The organism is Rhizobium sp. NLR8a (assembly GCF_019685235.1).
In the GTDB taxonomy this organism is placed as follows: Bacteria; Pseudomonadota; Alphaproteobacteria; order Rhizobiales; family Rhizobiaceae; genus Rhizobium.
In genome coordinates this window covers 49,743-67,967 of sequence record NZ_JABDWI010000020.1, presented here as the reverse complement: position 1 = coordinate 67,967, position 18,225 = coordinate 49,743, and the positions used below count along the sequence as shown (strand labels likewise).

14 protein-coding genes are annotated in these 18,225 nt (G+C 62.5%); 8 read left to right on the top strand and 6 right to left on the bottom strand.

Annotation, left to right across the window (positions count from 1 at the left end):
* The 6 genes from HJC04_RS30055 to HJC04_RS30030 form a co-directional block, all read left to right on the top strand.
* Nucleotides 1-230 (top strand): cytochrome c-type biogenesis CcmF C-terminal domain-containing protein (locus HJC04_RS30055; protein ID WP_311044476.1); only part of this gene is annotated, 230 nt, incomplete at its 5' end.
* On the top strand, nt 227-688 hold the full coding sequence (locus HJC04_RS30050) for a cytochrome c-type biogenesis protein (RefSeq protein ID WP_221147751.1): 462 nt from the start codon (nt 227-229) through the stop codon (nt 686-688). The genes HJC04_RS30055 and HJC04_RS30050, both read left to right, overlap by 4 nt.
* A 178-nt stretch (nt 689-866) precedes the next feature.
* Nucleotides 867-2,459: a Do family serine endopeptidase gene (locus HJC04_RS30045; protein WP_210628569.1), complete on the top strand. Its 1,593-nt coding sequence runs from the start codon at nt 867-869 to the stop codon at nt 2,457-2,459.
* Between the two features lie 67 nt (nt 2,460-2,526).
* A complete protein-coding gene (locus HJC04_RS30040; protein WP_405047691.1) occupies nt 2,527-3,282 on the top strand; it encodes a response regulator transcription factor in 756 nt (251 codons plus the stop codon).
* Nucleotides 3,279-4,691 carry a HAMP domain-containing sensor histidine kinase gene (locus HJC04_RS30035; protein WP_210628568.1) on the top strand — a complete coding sequence of 471 codons (1,413 nt, stop codon included), beginning with the start codon at nt 3,279-3,281 and terminating at the stop codon, nt 4,689-4,691. The genes HJC04_RS30040 and HJC04_RS30035 overlap by 4 nt, the downstream gene beginning before the upstream one ends.
* Before the next feature lie 130 nt (nt 4,692-4,821).
* Entirely contained in the window at nt 4,822-7,779 is a 2,958-nt protein-coding gene (locus tag HJC04_RS30030) for a bifunctional [glutamine synthetase] adenylyltransferase/[glutamine synthetase]-adenylyl-L-tyrosine phosphorylase (protein ID WP_221124542.1), read from the top strand.
* On the opposite strand, the gene HJC04_RS30025 is transcribed toward HJC04_RS30030, so the two are convergent.
* Together HJC04_RS30025 and pepN are read right to left on the bottom strand one after the other, a co-directional pair.
* Nucleotides 7,776-10,079 (bottom strand): PAS domain-containing sensor histidine kinase, encoded by a 2,304-nt coding sequence (locus tag HJC04_RS30025; protein WP_210628566.1) that lies wholly within the window; start codon nt 10,077-10,079, stop codon nt 7,776-7,778. The genes HJC04_RS30030 and HJC04_RS30025 overlap by 4 nt on opposite strands.
* Nucleotides 10,080-10,271: 192 nt before the next feature.
* Nucleotides 10,272-12,920 (bottom strand): aminopeptidase N, encoded by a 2,649-nt coding sequence (pepN, locus tag HJC04_RS30020; RefSeq protein WP_221147750.1) that lies wholly within the window; start codon nt 12,918-12,920, stop codon nt 10,272-10,274.
* A 415-nt stretch (nt 12,921-13,335) separates the two neighbouring features.
* Here pepN and HJC04_RS30015 point away from each other — a divergent pair, with 415 nt between their 5' ends.
* Together HJC04_RS30015 and HJC04_RS30010 are read left to right on the top strand one after the other, a co-directional pair.
* The gene (locus HJC04_RS30015) at nt 13,336-14,274 is read left to right on the top strand and encodes a DMT family transporter (RefSeq protein ID WP_210628564.1); all 939 of its coding nucleotides are present in this window, start codon (nt 13,336-13,338) and stop codon (nt 14,272-14,274) included.
* 230 nt (nt 14,275-14,504) lie between these two features.
* Nucleotides 14,505-15,398, top strand: a complete 894-nt coding sequence (locus HJC04_RS30010) for a hypothetical protein (RefSeq protein ID WP_221147749.1) — start codon at nt 14,505-14,507, stop codon at nt 15,396-15,398.
* Here HJC04_RS30010 and HJC04_RS30005 read toward each other — a convergent pair.
* The 4 genes from HJC04_RS30005 to HJC04_RS29990 form a co-directional block, all read right to left on the bottom strand.
* Nucleotides 15,378-15,524: a hypothetical protein gene (locus HJC04_RS30005; protein ID WP_210628562.1), complete on the bottom strand. Its 147-nt coding sequence runs from the start codon at nt 15,522-15,524 to the stop codon at nt 15,378-15,380. The genes HJC04_RS30010 and HJC04_RS30005 overlap by 21 nt on opposite strands.
* Before the next feature lie 91 nt (nt 15,525-15,615).
* Nucleotides 15,616-15,807: a hypothetical protein gene (locus HJC04_RS30000; RefSeq protein WP_168294200.1), complete on the bottom strand. Its 192-nt coding sequence runs from the start codon at nt 15,805-15,807 to the stop codon at nt 15,616-15,618.
* A gap of 132 nt (nt 15,808-15,939) precedes the next feature.
* Nucleotides 15,940-16,833, bottom strand: a complete 894-nt coding sequence (locus HJC04_RS29995) for a uracil-DNA glycosylase family protein (RefSeq protein ID WP_210628561.1) — start codon at nt 16,831-16,833, stop codon at nt 15,940-15,942.
* Between the two features lie 68 nt (nt 16,834-16,901).
* Entirely contained in the window at nt 16,902-18,194 is a 1,293-nt protein-coding gene (locus tag HJC04_RS29990) for an Hsp70 family protein (protein WP_221147748.1), read from the bottom strand.
* Nucleotides 18,195-18,225 lie beyond the last annotated feature (31 nt).

Here is an 18,225-nt window from a genome sequence, read left to right as displayed (position 1 = left end):
TGACCTTCGGCCTCAGCCAGCTCTATGTCTCGCTCGGCGACGCCACCAAGGACGGCGGCATCGTCGTGCGCATCTGGTGGAAGCCGTTCATCCTGTGCATCTGGGGCGGGGCCTTGATCATGGCCGCCGGCGGCCTCGTCTCGCTGAGTGATCGGCGCCTGCGCGTCGGCGCCCCGCGGAGAAAGGCCAAGGCCAAACCGGCCGCGCCTGCCATGGAGCCGGCGGAATGATGCATTTCTCCCGTCTCCTCGTCGCCGTGTTCCTGTTCTTCGCACCCGTTTCCGCCTTCGCCGTCAATCCCGATGAGGTGCTGGCCGATCCGGCGCTGGAGGCTCGCGCCCGGGCGCTATCGGCCGAACTGCGCTGCATGGTCTGCCAGAACCAGTCGATCGACGATTCCAATGCCGAGCTCGCCAAGGATCTTCGCTTGCTGGTGCGTGAGCGCATCAGGAACGGCGACAGCGATGAGGCGGTGCTCACCTACATCGTCTCACGCTACGGCGAGTTCGTGCTACTGAAGCCGCGGTTCAGCATGAGGACGGTGTTGCTCTGGGGCGCCCCGGTGCTGCTGATCCTTGCCGGCGGCGTGTCGCTGCTCGTCTTTGCGCGCAAGAGGAGAGGCCGGCCGACTGGAAGCAAACTGACGCCGGAAGAGCAGGCGCGGCTGAGCGAGCTTTTGGATAAGTAACGTCTGACTAGCGATCCTTCGTCGCGATGGCTCGGATTCGCGCAAGCAGAGATCACAAACATTACCAACTTTTCATTGGCCGGACAGTTCGCAGTAAGGTGCCGCGTCCTATATCTTAAGTCATCGACTGATCCGGCGTCGCCGGTCTGAAGGTCTAAGAACAAGAGAAGGTGCTCCAATGCTGAAGAATTTCAACGGACGTCCGTCCCTCGCCACTGTGCTCAAGGCTTCTACCGTCGCCGGTATCGCAGCCGCTGTGCTCGCAACCGGCGTTCCGCTCGAAATCACCCGGTCTTACGCTGAAGCTGTCAAGGTTCAGGCGCCTGCCGTGCCGAGCTTCGCCAATGTCGTCGATGCCGTTTCGCCCGCCGTCGTCTCCGTTCGCGTCGAAAACCGCGTCAATCCCGTCGCCGACAATGACGGCTTCGCCTTCGATTTCAACGGCCGCGGCTTCGACGATCTGCCCGACGATCACCCGCTGAAGCGCTTGTTCCGTCAGTTCGGCCAGGATCCGAACGACCAGCAGGGCGGCCACCAGCGGCGCTTCGGCCAGAACGGTCCGGGCGGCCCGAATGGTCCCGGCGGCAAGGGCCGTCTGCGTCCGGTCGCTCAAGGCTCCGGCTTCTTCATCTCCGAGGACGGCTACATCGTCACCAACAACCACGTCGTTTCCGATGGTCAGGCCTTCGTCGCCGTCATGAATGACGGCACAGAACTCGACGCCAAGCTGATCGGCAAGGATCCGCGCACCGATCTCGCCGTGCTGAAGGTCGACGGCAAGGGCAAGAAGTTCACCTATGTCAACTGGGCCGACGACAACAATGTCCGCGTCGGCGACTGGGTCGTCGCCGTCGGCAACCCCTTCGGCCTCGGCGGCACCGTCACGGCCGGCATCGTCTCGGCCCGCGGCCGCGATATCGGTTCCGGTCCTTATGACGATTACCTGCAGGTGGATGCGGCCGTGAACCGCGGCAACTCCGGCGGCCCGACCTTCAACCTCAACGGCGAAGTCGTCGGCATCAACACGGCGATCTTCTCGCCCTCGGGCGGCAGCGTCGGCATCGCCTTCGCCATTCCGGCCTCGACCGCAAGGGACGTCGTTGCTGATCTGATGAAGGATGGCCAGGTTTCCCGCGGCTGGCTGGGCGTCCAGATCCAGCCGGTGACCAAGGATATCGCCGAGTCCATCGGACTTTCCGAGCCGAGCGGCGCTCTCGTTGTCGCCCCGCAGCCCGGATCGCCGGGTGACAAGGCCGGCATGAAGGCCGGTGACGTCGTCACGGCGCTCAATGGCGAAACGATCAAGGATGCCCGTGATCTCAGCCGCCGCATTGGTGCGATGCAGCCGGGCAGCAAGGCCGAGCTTTCGGTCTGGCGCGCCGGCAAGGCCCAGTCGCTCACGGTCGAACTCGGCACGCTGCCGGCCGATCAGAAGGATGCCAATGCCGATGACAACAACAATCAGCCGCAGCAGCCTGAGGCACCGGCTTCCGAGAAGGCGCTTGCCGATCTCGGTCTGACGGTTGGCCCCTCCGATGACGGCAAGGGCTTGGCGATCACCGGCATCGATCCCGACTCCGATGCCGCCGACAAAGGCATCAAGGAAGGCGAAAAGATCACCTCCGTCAACAATCAGGAGGTCTCCACCGCCGCCGATGTCGTCAAGGTGCTGAACCAGGCCAAGAAGGACGGCCGCACCCGCGCGTTGTTCCAGATCCAGTCCAGTGAAGGAAGCCGTTTCGTCGCGCTTCCGATCAACGGCCAGGGCTGATCCGCAAAGAAAACCGGAGCCGTGCGGACCGAGGTCCGCGCGGCTCGTTTCTTCTGACCTTTCAAGGATGATCGTGATGAGCGCTGCCCCGCAGCAGGATGCTTTGAGCCTTGCCGAAACCCAGCCGGTGGGTAATGTCGGCCGCATGAAGATTCTCATCATCGAAGATGATCTCGAAGCCGCGGCTTACCTCACGAAAGCCTTTCGCGAGGCGGGCATCGTCGCCGATCACGCCAGCGACGGCGAAGCCGGCTTGTTCATGGGGTCGGAGAACACCTACGACGTCATCGTCATCGACCGCATGCTGCCGCGCCGAGACGGACTTTCGGTCATCAGCGAGTTGCGTCGCAAGGGCATTCACACGCCGGTCCTCATCCTCTCGGCGCTCGGCCAGGTCGATGACCGCGTGACCGGCCTTCGTGCCGGCGGCGACGATTACCTGCCGAAGCCCTACGCTTTCAGCGAGTTGCTGGCGCGCGTCGAAGTGCTCGGCCGCCGCAAGGGCACGCCGGAGCAGGACGTCGTCTATCGCGTCGGCGATCTCGAACTCGACCGGCTCTCTCACGAGGTGCGCCGCGGCGGCAAGGAAATCCCGCTGCAGCCGCGTGAGTTCCGCCTGCTCGAATATCTGATGAAGAATGCCGGTCAGGTGGTGACCCGCACCATGCTGCTCGAAAACGTCTGGGACTATCATTTCGACCCGCAGACAAATGTCATCGACGTCCACGTCTCGCGCCTGCGCTCGAAAATTGAGAAGGACTTCAGCCAGCCGCTCCTCAAAACCATTCGGGGCGCGGGGTACATGATCAAGGATGAGGGATGAGCCGCTTCAGGGTTCTCTTCAAGTCCACTGCAGTCCGCCTTTCGGCACTCTACATTCTGCTCTTCGCCATCTGCGCCGCGACGCTCGTCTTCTATGTGACGGCGATGTCGGAACGGCTGCTGACAGGCCAGATCCGCGACGCCGTCCGGCAGGAGGTGGAGCAGGTGCAGCGCGCCTACGATACAGGCGGCATGAACCTTCTGCTGCGCACGATGGAACGGCGTGCCCGTCAGCCCGGGGCCAATCTCTACATCATTGCCGGTCCCTCGGGCGATATTCTCGCCGGCAACGTCGCATCGGTGCAGCCCGGTGTCTTCGAGGAGGTCGGCTGGACCTCGGCTCCCTTCTCCTATCAGCGTTATACGGACGGCGGCGGTGTCGAGCGCCGGCACAAGGCGATCGCCAACATTTTCGTGCTCGACAACGGCTTGAGAATTCTCGTCGGCCGCGATCTCGGCGATCCCGAGCGTTTCCGCCTGCTGGTGCGCCAGGCACTGATGGTGGCTTTGGCGATCATGGGGCTCGGTGCGATCATCATCTGGTTCGGCATCGGCCGCAATGCGCTGAAACGCATCGACCGCATGTCGGATGCGAGCAAGAAGATCATGGCGGGCGATCTGTCGCAGCGCTTGCCGGTCGGCGGATCCGGCGACGAATTCGACCGCCTGTCTATGTCGTTGAACACCATGCTCGAACGCATAGAGAAGCTCAATGAAGGCCTGCGGCAGGTCTCCGACAACATTGCCCATGATCTGAAGACCCCCTTGACGCGGCTGCGCAACAAGGCCGCCGATGCGCTCGATATGACAGATGGCGACACACGGCGTGCGGCGCTGGAAGGCATCATTTCCGAATCGGATCAACTGATCCGCACCTTCAACGCCCTGCTGATGATCTCCCGCGTCGAGGCCGGATCGGTCGCGGCGGAAATGTCGCCGGTCGAGCTTTCGGCCATTGTCTCCGACAGCGCCGAGCTTTACGAACCGGCGGCCGAGGAAGCCGGGCTCGGCCTCAGCGCCAGCGTCGAGCCCGGTGTCGAGGTACAGGGCAATCGCGAGCTGATCGGCCAGGCGATCTTCAACCTGCTCGACAATGCGATCAAATATTCCTCCGATACGGAAGGAGCAGGTGTGGTGTCGCTGAAGCTTGCCCGCCGCCCGGACGGCATCTGCTTGTCGGTGTCTGACCACGGGCCGGGCGTTCCGGCCGACAGACGCGACGACGTGGTGAAGCGCTTCGTTCGCCTCGACGAGAGTCGTTCAAAGCCGGGTACAGGGCTCGGGCTTTCTCTGGTGGAAGCCGTCATGGAGCTGCATAACGGTCGGCTGGAACTCTCCGACACTGATCCCGACAAGCCGGAACAGCGCGGATTGACCGTCAGCATGATCTTCCCGGCCAAGGCTGCCTGAAGTCCCGAATTGCGATAGGCTGAATCGCGTATTGGCGGTTTTCCGCCGGGACCCTAAGTTAACCCGGAACGAAGGCGACGACCGCGATTCCAGGTAATCGCCTCTTTTTTTGCAGAGCCAGGGAGAGCGCATGCTGACGAAATCGACGCATGGCCTGAAGGATGTCGCCGAAGGGCTGCTGCGTCCGCTGAGCCAGACGGAGCTGAAGCTGGCGCTGGCCGATCTTCAGGAGGCGAGCAAAAGCGAGCCCACGGTGGCCGCAATGCTGAAGACGGAGGGGCCTTTGCGCGATTTCGTCGCCGCCGTGCTGACGCTGTCACCCTACCTGCGCGAAATCGTCAATCTCGATCCGGCCGTCCTCGCCGGCGCCATCAGCAAACCGCTGGAGCCGCAGATCGAGGCGCTGATCGCCGAGGCGCGAAGCTCATGGCGGCCGGATGGCGAGGGAGCGGCGCCGGTGGAATCCATGGTGATGACCAGGCTGCGCATCGTCAAGCGCAAGGCCGCTTTCCTCGTTGCACTTGCCGATCTCTCGCGCATCTTCGACAGCCGGACGACAACGGCCTGGCTGAGCGCGCTTGCCGAAGCCTCGGTCGCAGCCGCGATCGACCATCTGCTGCTCACGGCGCATGAGGGCGGGAAGCTCAGGCTGCGCGATCCGGCGAAACCAAGTGAGGGCTCTGGCCTGATCGTTCTCGGCATGGGCAAGCTTGGCGCGTCCGAACTCAACTATTCCTCCGATATCGATCTCGTCGTTTTCTTCGACGAACAGGCCGGCATCGTGCCCGACCCGGATGATGCGATCGAGATCTTTCCCAGGATGATGCGCCGGCTGGTGCGCATCCTGCAGGAGCGCACGGCGGACGGCTATGTCTTCCGCACCGATCTGAGACTGCGTCCGGATCCCGGCTCGACGCCGCTGGCGATCCCGGTCGACGCGGCGATGATCTATTATGAGGGCAGGGGCCAGAACTGGGAGCGGGCGGCCTTCATCAAGGCGCGCGCCGTGGCCGGAGACCTTGCGGCCGGCGCGGAATTCCTGCGCGGGCTGTCGCCTTTTGTCTTCCGCAAATATCTCGACTACGCGGCGATATCAGATATCCATTCGATCAAGCGGCAGATCCACGCGCATAAGGGTCACGGCGCGATCGCGGTCAAGGGCCATAATGTCAAGCTCGGCCGCGGCGGCATCCGTGAGATCGAATTCTTCGTCCAGACGCAGCAGCTGATCGCCGGCGGCCGCATGCCGGCGCTGCGCGGCCGGTCGACGGAGGAGACACTCGGTGAACTCACCAAGGCGAAATGGATCGATGCGCAGACGCGCGACGAACTGACGGAGGCCTATTGGTTCCTGCGTGATGTCGAGCATCGCATCCAGATGGTGCGCGACGAGCAGACGCATCTTCTGCCGGAGACCGATGCCGACTTGAAGCGCATCGCCTTCATGATGGGCTTTACCGACACGCCGAGCTTCTCCGAAAGGCTGGTCGGCGTGCTGAAGACGGTCGAGCGTCGCTATGCCCGCCTGTTTGAGCAGGAGACCAGGCTTTCCACCGAAACCGGAAACCTCGTCTTCACCGGCCAGGGCGACGACCCGGATACGCTGGAGACGCTGAAGAAGCTTGGCTTCACCAGGCCATCCGACATTTCCCGCGTCATCCGCACCTGGCATTACGGCCGCTATCGCGCGACGCAATCGGTGGAGGCGCGCGAAAGACTGACGGAGTTGGGGCCCGAACTCCTTCGCGTCTTCGGCGAAAGCAAGCGTGCCGATGAGGCGCTGCTGCGCTTCGACAGCTTCATCTCGGGTCTTCCGGCCGGCATCCAGCTCTTTTCGCTGCTCGGCAGCAATCCGGCGCTCCTGTCGCTGATCGTCAACATTATGTCCTCGGCGCCCCGGCTGGCCGAGGTGATCGCCGCCAAGCCGCATGTCTTCGACGGCATGCTCGATCCAGGCCTGATGGCGGAGCTGCCGACACGCGACTATCTCGGCGAACGCCTGAAGGGCTCTCTTGCCCAGGCCCGCCACTATGAGGAAGTGCTAGACCGGCTGCGCATCTTCGCCGCCGAACAGCGCTTCCTGATCGGCATCCGCCTGCTCACCGGCGCAATCAATGGCGCAATGGCCGCTCGCGCCTTCACCCATCTCGCCGATCTCATCGTCGCGGCCGCACTCGATGCCGTGACGAGCGAGATGCGGGCTGCGCATGGCGATTATCCCGGCGGCCGCATCGCCATCTCAGGCATGGGCAAGCTCGGCAGCTTCGAGCTGACGGCAGGTTCCGACATCGATCTGATCCTGCTCTATGATTATGACGACGCGGCTTCCGAATCCGATGGGCGGAAGCCGCTCGATGCGACGCGTTATTTCACTCGCATTACCCAGCGATTGATCGCCGCCTTGTCGGCGCCGACCGCCGAGGGCGTGCTTTACGAGGTCGACATGCGGCTGCGCCCGTCCGGCAACAAGGGCCCGGTCGCCACCCGCATCAATGCCTTCGGCAAGTACCAGCGCCAGGAGGCCTGGACCTGGGAGCATATGGCGCTCAGCCGCGCCCGCCTGATTTCGGGCGATGAAAGCCTGATTGCCGAGGCGGAACATATTATCCGCGAGGTGCTGACTTCGGATCGCGACATCGCCAAGGTGGCGCATGACGTTGCCGAGATGCGCGAACTGATCGACAAGGAAAAGCCGCCATCCGGTCTCTGGGACTTGAAGCAGATCCCCGGCGGCGTCATCGATCTCGAATTCATTGCCCAGTACCTGGCGTTGATCGCGCCAACGAGGGGCGTCGGGATTGCCGTGAACGGCAAGAGCACCGGCGAGGCTCTTAAGCTGCTCGGCGACCGGCTGATGTCGGCGGCCGATCTCGACACATGCCTGGAAGCCTTTGCGCTCTACACCAGTCTTTCACAGCTGATCCGACTCTGCATCGAGAGCGAGTTCGACCCGAATGACGCGCCTGCCGGCCTCATCGAGCTCGTCTGCCGTGCCGGCGACTGCCCTGACATCAGAACCCTTGAGGGAGAGGTGAAGCGGCTTTCGAAAGCAGTGAGAAAGATATTCGTCAAAACCGTGAAAGCTTAGACATCATCCGGAATACGCAGCGAGATCACTGTGCCCACCGCCTCGCGGGAGCGGATCTTCATGCGGCCACCGTGCAGCGAGGTCAGCGAGCGCGAGATGGCAAGCCCGAGGCCGGAGCCGCCCTTGCTCTTGGCGTATTGGCTCTGCACCTGTTCGAACGGCTGGCCGATCTTTGAGAGCGCTGAACGGGGAATGCCGATGCCGGTGTCGGCGATGGTGACGAAGACGGCGCCGTCGACGCGGCGCGTGCGCACCGCGATGCGGCCGCCATTGTCGGTGAACTTCACCGCATTGGAGAGCAGGTTGAGCAGCACCTGTTTCATCGCCCGGCGGTCGGCCGTCAGCGTCAGGCCCGACGAGATGCGCTGTTCGATGACGATGTTCTTTTCGGCGGCCGGAATGGCGGTGAAACGCAGGCTTTCTTCGATCAGCGGCACGAGGTCGATGCGCTCGCAGTGCAGCTTCAAGTGGCCGGCCTCGATCTTCGACATGTCGAGAATGTCATTGATGACGTTGAGCAGATGTTTGCCGCTGTCATGGATATCGCGGGCATATTCGTCGTATTTCAGCGAGCCGAGCGGCCCGAACATCTGGTTCTGCAGGATCTCGGAGAAGCCGAGGATCGCGTTGAGCGGGGTGCGCAGCTCATGCGACATATTGGCGAGGAATTCCGACTTCGCCTTGTTGGCGGCTTCGGCGCGCTCCTTCTCCGCCTGGTAATTGGCGTTGGCCGTCGATAGCTCGGCCTTCTGAAGCTCCAGCGTCTGACGCGAGGCGGAGAGATCGCCGATTGTCGCCATCAGCCGGCGTTCGGATTCGCGCAGCCGCTCCTGATGACGTTTCATCAGCGTGATATCGGTGCCGACCGAGACCCTGCCACCGTCGCGGGTACGTCGTTCATTGATCTGCAGCCAGCGCTCGTCGGCAAGCTGCACTTCCGTCGTGCGCCCCGAGCCGTCGGCATCGGCGACCCGCCGCTCGATGACGGGGCGGGCGGCGGCTGCGTTGACGATGGAGCGCTCGGTGCCGGGTACCAGCACGTTGTCCGGCAGACCATAGGCCTGCTGGAAATGGGTGTTGCACATGACGAGCCGGTCGTTCTTGTCCCACAGCACGAAGGCTTCGGAGGTGCATTCGATGGCGTCGGCGAGCCGCTGGTCGGCTTCCGCATAGCGCTGGGCGAGCCGATGCTGTTCGGTCACGTCCATGGCGATGCCGATCAAGTGCATGCGGCCGGAATTGCTGCGGATCACCTGGGCGCGGGCGCGCATCCAGACATAGTGGCCGCCGGCGTGGCGCATGCGGAAGATCTGGTCGACCTGGCCGGAATGTCCGTTGGCGATGGCGCGTGCGATCTCGTAGAGCCCGCCGTCATCCGGATGCATGAGCCGCGCGGCCTCGCCGAAGCCCATCGTCTTATCGGATCCCGGCAGGCCGAGCATGTCATACATCGAGCGCGACCAGAAGAATTCGCGGTTCTCGAAATCGAAATCCCAGAGGCCGCAGCGGCCACGCGACAGCGCCGTCTCGACGCGCAGATTCGACTCCAGGAAGATGTCGTCGGCATCGCGGGCGCGTTTCACCTGGGTGTAATAGGCGTAGAGGATAACGAGCAGGATCGAGGATATGCCGGCAAACAGCGTGACGTTGAGCGCCAGCTCCTCGCGCCAGACCTGGCTGATCTCCTCGAGCGAGGTGGCGGCGACGATATAGCCGCCGGCATTGCCCATCAAAGTGATCTCAGCATAGTGCGGCACGCCGCCAATCGTAGTTTCGATGACGCCGGCACGATCGCCGAAACGCCGGATCGCCGATACCTCCGGGAAGAAATCGCCGACATTGCTGCCGACATGCGAGAGCCCGGCGGTCGTTGCGGCGAAAACCTTGCCGCTGGCCTGCACCAGCAGCACGAAAGCACCGCTGTCCAGTCGGTCCTGCGGCAGGTACTTGGTGAGGCGGGTCTGCGCCTGGCCGATATCGCCGCTGTCGAAAATCTGGGCCGCATCGGCAAACACGGCCGAGGCTGTTGACGCCGAGAGTGCTGTGGCATGGCGGGCGGAAGCCTCAAGTCGGGCATACTCGCTCGCCATGCCGAAGAAATGCGAGGCGGCGACGACGGAGAGGAAGGCGATGATCAGCGCCGGAATGGTGCGCTTCAGGATGAGCTCCGCCTTCGGCAGATGACGAAGGAGCGGTTCCGATGTCGCATGACCCGAAAGGCTGTTTCGCCAGGCTTTCAGCCCGTCAAAATCGACACGCAGCCGTCCTCCGGCCACGGTTGCCCGCCGCACGTCCATCATCTCTTCGCCTTGTCCCTCGTGTGATTCGCGCGCCGCTCGCCCGAACCTGACCTAGAGAATCACGGGTGATTCGCCTTGTCCAGAGGCAATGGTAAAAAACCGTTAACTATTTAAATTTCTGTATTTTTTGCGCTATTCTAATCAGCCGGCCGGCTGGCCGGCAGCATCCTGCGCGGCCGCCGGTTCGGCAAATCACCCCTTAAGCGTGCGCTCCACAATGTCGCGCACGTCAGTGGAAAGGTTGGGCGCCTGTTCGATCCTGCTCAATGCGGCGCGGGCATGATCGGCACGTGTTGGCTCCAGCGAGCGCCAGGAGCGCATCGATGTCAGAATGCGGGCGGCAAGCTGCGGGTTGCGTTCGTCGATTTCAAGAATCTCGCCGGCGAGAAAACGATAGCCTTCGCCGTCGGCACGGCCGAAGCCGGTCGGATTGGCAAAGGCGAAAGTCCCGACCAGTGCCCGCATCCTGTTCGGATTGGTCCGCCTGAAGAGCGAATTCTCCATGAGGGCACGCACCCGTTCCAGGGTCTTGGCGCCTGGAATGCCGGCCTGAATGGAGAACCATTTGTCGATGACGAGCGCGTTTTCTGCGAAGCGGTCGCGGAAGGTGGCCAGCGCCTCACCCGTCTCTGCACTCTCGGGAAAATGATGAACGAGAAGCGTCAGCGCATGGCTGAGATCGGTCATATTGTCGGCCGCGTCGAAGGCGGCCTTGGCGCGAGCCGGCGTCTGCTCGGCATAGGTGAGATAGGTGAGGGCGCTGTTGCGCAGCGCGCGCAGGCCGGCGCTTTTTGCATCCGGGCTGAAATCGTTTGATGTTGTCATTGCGGCGTAGAGGCCGGCAAAGACGTTCTTTCCGGCATCGGCGATCTGTTTCAGGATCGCCTGCCGGCCGGCATGGATGGCATCGGGATCGATGTTGCCGCCGAGTTCGCGGGCAATATCGGATTCGCTCGGCAGTGCCAGCGCCTGGGCGCGGAAGGCGGGCTCGAGGCTCTCGTCGGCGGCAGCCGCAATCAGCGTCTCGACGAAGGTCGCCTCGCAGGCGACGGGCTTGCCCTCACGCGCGTCGCGGGCGGCCTTGAGAAGGTTCGGCAGCGCCAGGTCGGTCAGCGCCTGCCAGCGGGCGAAATGATCCGTCTCATACCGGGCGAGGCGAGCAAGATCGGCCGGGCTTTGATCGAAATGCAGGTTGATTGGCGCCGAGAAGCTGCGGTTGATCGAGACGACCGGACGCGAGCCGATGCCGTGGAATACCGCCGTCTGCGTGCGGCCGGTCAGGTGCAGCACCTCGTCGGCATATTCGGCGCCGCTGACGGAGCTCGGCTCAATCTTGCCGCCGTTTTCGCCGAAGAGCGCGAGGCTAAGCGGAATATGCATCGGTTCCTTGCTCGAATGGCCGGGTGTCGCCGGGACCATCTGTTCGAGCGACAGGGTGAAGGTGCCGGCCGCCGGATCATAGCCGCCCGATGCGGTGACCAGCGGCGTGCCGGCCTGATGGTACCAGAGCGAGAATTGCGTGAGGTCGCGCCCGCTTGCATCCTCGAAGCATTTGACGAAGTCCTCGATCGTCACGGCTTGGCCGTCATGGCGGTTGAAATAGAGGTCCATGCCCTTCTTGAAATCGTCCCTGCCGATGAGCGTCGCGATCATCCGCGTGACTTCGCTGCCTTTCTCGTAGACCGTCCGCGTGTAGAAATTGTTGATCTCGCGATACGTCGTCGGCCGCACCGGATGGGCGAGCGGGCCGCCATCCTCCGGAAACTGCTCGGATTTCAGGTGACGCACGTCGGCGATGCGCTTGACCGGGCGCGAGCGCTGGTCGGAGGAAAATTCCTGGTCGCGATAGACCGTCAGGCCTTCCTTGAGGCACAGCTGGAACCAGTCGCGGCAGGTGATGCGGTTGCCGGTCCAGTTGTGGAAATATTCATGCGCGATGACCGCTTCGATATTGGCGTAGTCGGCATCGGTCGCGGTCTCGGGATCGGCAAGGACATATCTGTCGTTGAAGACGTTGAGACCCTTGTTCTCCATTGCCCCCATGTTGAAGTCGGAGACAGCGACGATCATGAAGATGTCGAGATCATATTCGCGCCCGAACCGCTCTTCGTCCCACTTCATCGAGCGCTTCAGCGCATCCATCGCATAAGCTGCGCGGGACTCCTTGCCGTGTTCGACATAGATCTTCAGCACCACTTCGCGGCCAGACATGGTGGTGAAGGTGTCTTCGACGACGCCGAGATCGCCGGCAACGAGGGCGAAGAGATAGCTTGGCTTCGGATGCGGGTCGAACCAGGCGGCGAAATGCTTGCCGGGGCCGTAGCCGGCGCCGCCGAGAAAGTTGCCGTTCGACAGCAGCAACGGGTTGGCGTCCTTGTCGGCGATGATGTTGACCGTGAACGGTGCAAGCACGTCGGGCCGGTCGGGGAAATAGGTGATGCGGCGGAAGCCTTCCGCCTCGCACTGCGTGCAGTAGATGCCACCGGTGCGATAGAGGCCCATCAGCTGGGTATTGGCTTCAGGATTGATGATCGTGGTGATCGTCAGCTCGAAGGGAGCGCTCTCCGGCAGGTCGCGGACCGTCAGGCTTTCCGGCGTCGCGTCATAACGTGAAGGGTCAAGCTCCACCTGGTCGAACAGCAGCCCCGCCAGTGTCAGCTCGTCGCCGTCGAGCACGATCGGCGCCGCAATGTCGGCGCCCGGACGACGATGAAAGATGAGACGCGCTTCGACCTTCGTCTCCGTCGGATCAAGTTCGAATGTCAGGTCCACGCGTTCCAGCACGAAGTCGGTGGGACGGTAATCTGCCAGGTGAATGACCTGGCCGTTATCTGTTCGCATGGTGTTTCCTGAAGACCGTTATTTGACAACCGCGGATACAGAGGCGGGCGCACTCTGCCTAAATTGCCGGGCATGATTACATTAAAGTCTGAACTAAAGTTAAAGCAAATTGCCCGCGAACGCGAAGTTCGCAGGCAAAATATCTATTGGAAGCGGATGAACGTGGCTGTCGGCCGAAACGCTATACCGGATCGAGCGCCGCAGCGCCGCTCTGCGTCGGCTGCACGATGCGGCCAGTCGAGGCCGCCGCAATTCGCTTGGTGGTATTTCGCCTGACCGGCCGGATTGGATGCGAAAAGCGATAAATTTTCGCCCAACTCGATTTTCTTTAGCTACGATGACAGACGTCACTCGCCGCGTCCCCGAGTCGGACGCGTCTCCCCGTTCCTGTTAAGTCAGCATCAGAGCCAGGATCATGCACTCGGTTTTCAGAAACCCGATGAGAGGCATTGCGCTGAAAGTCTCATCGGTCGTGGTCTTCCTGGCCATGCAGACCTTCATCAAGCTGGCCGGCCCGGATATCCCGCCGGGCCAGGTCACCTTCTGCAGGTCCTTCTTCGCGCTCTTCCCGATCATGGCCTATCTCGCCTATATCGGCCAGCTACGCGCGGCCTTCCACACGGCCAACCCGGTCGGCCACCTGAAGCGGGGCACGATCGGCATCCTGTCGATGGCTTTTGGTTTTTACGGCCTGCTGCATCTGCCGCTGCCGGAGGCGATCGCGCTCGGCTACGCCTTGCCGCTCGTCGCCGTTGTCTTCGCCGCGGTTTTTCTCGGCGAAACCGTGCGCATCTATCGCTGGAGCGCCGTCCTCGTCGGCATTGTTGGCGTCGCCATCGTCTCCTGGCCGAAGCTGACGCTGTTGCGTGACGGCGGCATGCAAGCCGAACAGGCCCTCGGCGCGCTTTGCGTGCTGCTCTCGGCCGTTCTCGGCGGCATGGCGATGATCCAGGTGCGTCGTCTCGTCGAGGAGGAGAAGACCGCGACGATCGTGCTGTATTTTTCGCTTACCGCGTCGGTCTTCTCGCTGGCTTCCCTTCCTTTCGGCTGGCTCGTCCTGCCATGGCCGTCGGCGCTTTATCTGATCGCTGCCGGCTTTTGCGGCGGCGTCGCTCAGATTCTGCTGACGGAAAGCTATCGCCACGCGGATGTCTCCACCATCGCGCCGTTCGAATATACCTCGATCCTGCTCGGCGGTATCGTCGGCTACTTCGTCTTCGGCGACGTGCCAACTGTCACCATGCTGATCGGTACCGTCATCGTCGTTGCCGCCGGTATCTTCATCATCTATCGCGAGCATCAGCTGGGCATCGAACAGCGCGAGGCGCGCAAGGCGACGACGCCGCAAGCCTGAGGCTCACGGCCGGCAAGATTTCAGCGCGTCGATCGACATCGCGCGAGGCTTGCTTCCGGTGAGCGAAAAGAATGGCGAATTCTTGGGATGGCGTCGACCTGCGGAATGTGGTTGTTGAACATGAGAAACTATCATTTATTCAACGCTATGCATGTCTGAATGAGCCGCTTTACGGCTTTTGATATTACTGCTCCGAACGCTGTGTGCGAGCGGAGATGGAGAAAAGCATAATGGCGTTCACGGCGGAGCAATTGGCGGGGAACTGCTCCTTTTTGATGAGCATCCGCTTTCTGGCTGGGCAGACGCGCGGCATGTTCGACGCCGGTCCACGTCTGGCGCGACTGCTCGCCTCCCATCAGCGCTGGCTCCTGACTCAGACCGCCTATGCCCTCCACCTGGAATATGATCCGCGCGACCCGACGTCGGGTTTCACCGCCGTTCGGCTGACCGGCCGCATCACCGCACACAAGGTGGCGAGCCGTAACACCGTGCTCGCCTTCATCGAAGAACTTTATACCTACCGCTTCATCACCCACACGCCTGGTGACGAGCGGCGCCGGCCACGACATTTCGAACCGGCCAATGTCAGCCACCAGGCGATGTTTGGCTGGATCCACGCCAATCTGGCCGCCCTCGACCTGCTCGACAGCGGCGAAAGGGCGGCCTTTTTCCAGGCAAATCCAGCATTGATGAAGCTCGTTCAGCCGCGCATTGCCCGCCATTGCCTGGAAGATGCCGCCTGGCGGGAGCCGCCGGAGCGGGTGGCGCAGTTTCTCTGGACGGAAGCGGGCGGCCTCGTCGTCGACAACTTCATAAGCCGGATGGATGCGGAGAACACCGAGTCCGACAGGTTTCTCGTCGGCCGCGTCGAAACCCGCGCGCTCGCCGCCGATTTCATGATGTCGCGCACGCACCTGCAGCGGCTCTTGGCAAAGGCGGCGCAGCGCGGCTGCGTCGGCTGGCTCGACGAGCCGCGCAAGACGCGCCTTTGGATATCGCGGGATTTCGTCGAAGAATATTGCGCCTGGCAGGCCGTCAAGTTCGCCTATGTCGACGAGGCCTTCGAATGGGCGAAGGCCCAGATCGACGCGCCGACGGAGGGATCACAACACGATCGCTCCTGAGCCCGAGGCGGCATCGGCTGGCTTTAGCGACAGCTCGCGCTCATATTCGCGCGCGGCGCAGACCGCGGCGCGGATATGCTCGAATGTTTCGATGTTGCGCAGAAGCGATAACAGGATCGTTGACATGGTGGATGATTCTGACATGAAAATGCAGCAAATTCAGAGTGCTACAGGACGAGCCGCTCGTCTGGAGAGACGCGGCCTGTAGCGATTGCGCTCAGTATTGCTGGAAGTCCGAGAAAATGGCATTCGGGCGCGCCGTGCGGCTGTTGATGCCGGTGCCGCGGGCAATCATCTGTTCGTTCGTGGCGAAGCCGAAGCGGCTGTAGCCATGTGTGGAGCGAAGCTGGTCGCCGGCAAGGCGAAGGGTTTCAAACCCGGAATGGATAGGACGATATCTTTTGTTCATGGCCTTGGTTCCTGTGATTCCTCCCAAGACACAGGTTTATATTGCAGTGCAACATGGATTCTGCAAGGCATGCTGACGCGGTGCAGCCATGCGAAAAATGCATGGCGCGCTTCATAAATTATTCAACTTCGGCTAATTTCTGAGCAAGGAGAGGGAAATGAGTTTCGCCTGAAAAGCGAGAAGATCGTTCCAGGCCAGCCGCTTGTTGACTGGCGCGGTCAACAGATCCTGGGGATGCAGGCTGGCGATGGCCGGAATGGCACGATCCGCGATGACGATGTCCTTCCAGCGGCCCCGCAGGCCGTGAATCGTGTCGTTTTCCCCGAAGAAGAATCGCGCCGCGAAATTGCCGAGCAGCAGAATCGCCTGCGGTTCGATGAGCGCGATCTGTCGTTCGATGAAGGGCCGGCAGATGTCGATCTCGGCCGCCGATGCCGCCCGGTTGCCCGGCGGGCGCCAGGGGATGACCTGCGTCAGCAGAACGCTCGAGCGGTTCAGCCCGATCGCCGCCAGCATCTTGTCGAACAACTGGCCGGACTTACCCGAGAAGGGCAGGCCTTCGCGGTCGTCTTCGGCGCTCGGCGCCGAGCCGATCACCATGATGCCGCTTTCGGCGTCGCCGCTGGCAAAAATGGTCGAGCGGGCGCTGTGCTTGAGATTGCAACCGTTGAAGGCTTCGATCGCGGTCTTCAACTCGCTGAGCGACCGAGCAGCTTCGGCGACGAAACGCGCCTGCTGCACGGCCTCGCCGTCCGGGATCGCCGGCTGCGGCCCGGAGACCTGCGCTGGATGCGCCGCTGCAGTCGGACGAGGCGATGTCTGGCGATGCCCAGGGAGAGGACGTTCCTCAGCAATGGGCCTTTCCTGCTGCGCCTGCGCCGCCGGACGGCGCGCGGACTTCATCGCCTCGAATTCGGCGAAGCGGTCGACCGCCTCTTCTTCCAGCAGCCATTCCACGCCGGCATCCGCATGGAAATGCAGAAGCGCTGCAAGCTCGGCGGGCGAAAGGTCGTTGGCGGAGATCATGCGGCAAATCTAGCGAAGAGATCGTGGCATTGAAAGGGCGGGCGGCACATTGGCCGCGCTCGCCGACTTTATTGCACAGTCCATTGTGCGATGTCGTCGCGTTCGCCGATCAGCGCCAGTCCGTGGGCGATCGACAACAGCTCGCCGCCGCTTTCGATCCGGTCACGCTCAAACCGCTCGGTGAAGATGCGGCGCACCGCCGGCACGAAGGAGGTGCCGCCGGTCAGGAATACCTTGTCGATGTCAGCAGGCTTCGTCTCGGTCTTGACGAGCACCTCGTCGAGTGCGCCTTCGATGCGGGCGAGATCCTCGGCGATCCAGCCTTCGAAGTCGCGGCGCTTGACGCTGCGCTGTCCGCCGCGGCCAAGCGGCGCGAAGTCGAAAGGCGCCTCGTCGGCAGCCGAGAGTGCCATCTTCGTCGCCGACACCGCCTGGTAGAGTGGATAGCCTTCGTCATGGTCGATGAGGTCGATGAAAATTTCGAGCTTTTCCGGCTCCAGGCTGGTGCGCACCAGTTTCTTCAGATCCTCGAATTCGCGCGTGGTCTTGAAGATCGACAGCTGGTTCCAGCGGCCGAAGCTGGAATAGTAGTTGGACGGCACCTCGAGAATCTTGTCGAAGCTCTTGAAGTGGCTGCCCTTTCCGATCAGCGGTGCGACAATGTTGTCGATCATTCGATAATCGAAATGATCGCCGGCGACGCCGACACCGGAATGGCCGATCGGCATTGCCGTCAGCCTTCCGGTGACGGTTTCGAAGCGGATTAGCGAATAGTCGGTCGTGCCGCCGCCGAAATCGGCGACCAGCACCGTCGCATCCTGCTTCAGGTTCTGCGCGAAATAGAAGGCGGCGGCGACCGGTTCGTAGACATAGTGGATTTCGGGAAAGCCGAAACGCGACAGCGCCTCGTTGTAGCGTTCGGTCGCGAGCGCCGGATCGGGGCTGGCGCCGGCGAAATGCACCGGACGGCCGGTGACGATGCGGCTGACATCCGAGGGCCAGCTGTCGCCGGCATAGTTGCGAAGGCGCCGCACGAAGACCTCCATCAGGTCCTCGAAATTGTGCCGCTTGGCGAAGATCAGCGTGCCCTGGAACAGCGCGCTTGCCGCAAAGGTCTTGATCGACTGCAGGAACCGGCATTCGCCGGGATTGTCGATGAATTGCCGGATCGCCGCATGGCCCGCCTCCACCTTCAGCGCCGAGGCGCCGAGCTGGGCGTCCTTCATGAAGGAAAGTGCCGTCCGCATGCTGTCGGCCGTCCCGGCCGCGCTTGTGAACGTCATCGAGCCCGTTGCTCCGCCATCCGCCATGGCGAGAACCGTATTCGTCGTGCCGAAGTCGAAACCCAGCGCCTGAGCCATGCCCGCACCTCTTCATGCCGATTGTTGTTGG

Excerpts from the sequence above, each read along its gene's own strand:
- HJC04_RS30050 (WP_221147751.1), top strand. The coding sequence starts at position 227 with ATGATGCATTTCTCCCGTCTCCTCGTCGCCGTGTTCCTGTTCTTCGCA.
- HJC04_RS30045 (WP_210628569.1), top strand. The coding sequence starts at position 867 with ATGCTGAAGAATTTCAACGGACGTCCGTCCCTCGCCACTGTGCTCAAG.
- HJC04_RS30040 (WP_405047691.1), top strand. The coding sequence starts at position 2,527 with ATGATCGTGATGAGCGCTGCCCCGCAGCAGGATGCTTTGAGCCTTGCC.
- HJC04_RS30035 (WP_210628568.1), top strand. The coding sequence starts at position 3,279 with ATGAGCCGCTTCAGGGTTCTCTTCAAGTCCACTGCAGTCCGCCTTTCG.
- HJC04_RS30030 (WP_221124542.1), top strand. The coding sequence starts at position 4,822 with ATGCTGACGAAATCGACGCATGGCCTGAAGGATGTCGCCGAAGGGCTG.
- HJC04_RS30025 (WP_210628566.1), bottom strand. The coding sequence starts at position 10,079 with ATGATGGACGTGCGGCGGGCAACCGTGGCCGGAGGACGGCTGCGTGTC.
- pepN (WP_221147750.1), bottom strand. The coding sequence starts at position 12,920 with ATGCGAACAGATAACGGCCAGGTCATTCACCTGGCAGATTACCGTCCC.
- HJC04_RS30015 (WP_210628564.1), top strand. The coding sequence starts at position 13,336 with ATGCACTCGGTTTTCAGAAACCCGATGAGAGGCATTGCGCTGAAAGTC.
- HJC04_RS30010 (WP_221147749.1), top strand. The coding sequence starts at position 14,505 with ATGGCGTTCACGGCGGAGCAATTGGCGGGGAACTGCTCCTTTTTGATG.
- HJC04_RS30005 (WP_210628562.1), bottom strand. The coding sequence starts at position 15,524 with ATGTCAACGATCCTGTTATCGCTTCTGCGCAACATCGAAACATTCGAG.
- HJC04_RS30000 (WP_168294200.1), bottom strand. The coding sequence starts at position 15,807 with ATGAACAAAAGATATCGTCCTATCCATTCCGGGTTTGAAACCCTTCGC.
- HJC04_RS29995 (WP_210628561.1), bottom strand. The coding sequence starts at position 16,833 with ATGATCTCCGCCAACGACCTTTCGCCCGCCGAGCTTGCAGCGCTTCTG.
- HJC04_RS29990 (WP_221147748.1), bottom strand. The coding sequence starts at position 18,194 with ATGGCTCAGGCGCTGGGTTTCGACTTCGGCACGACGAATACGGTTCTC.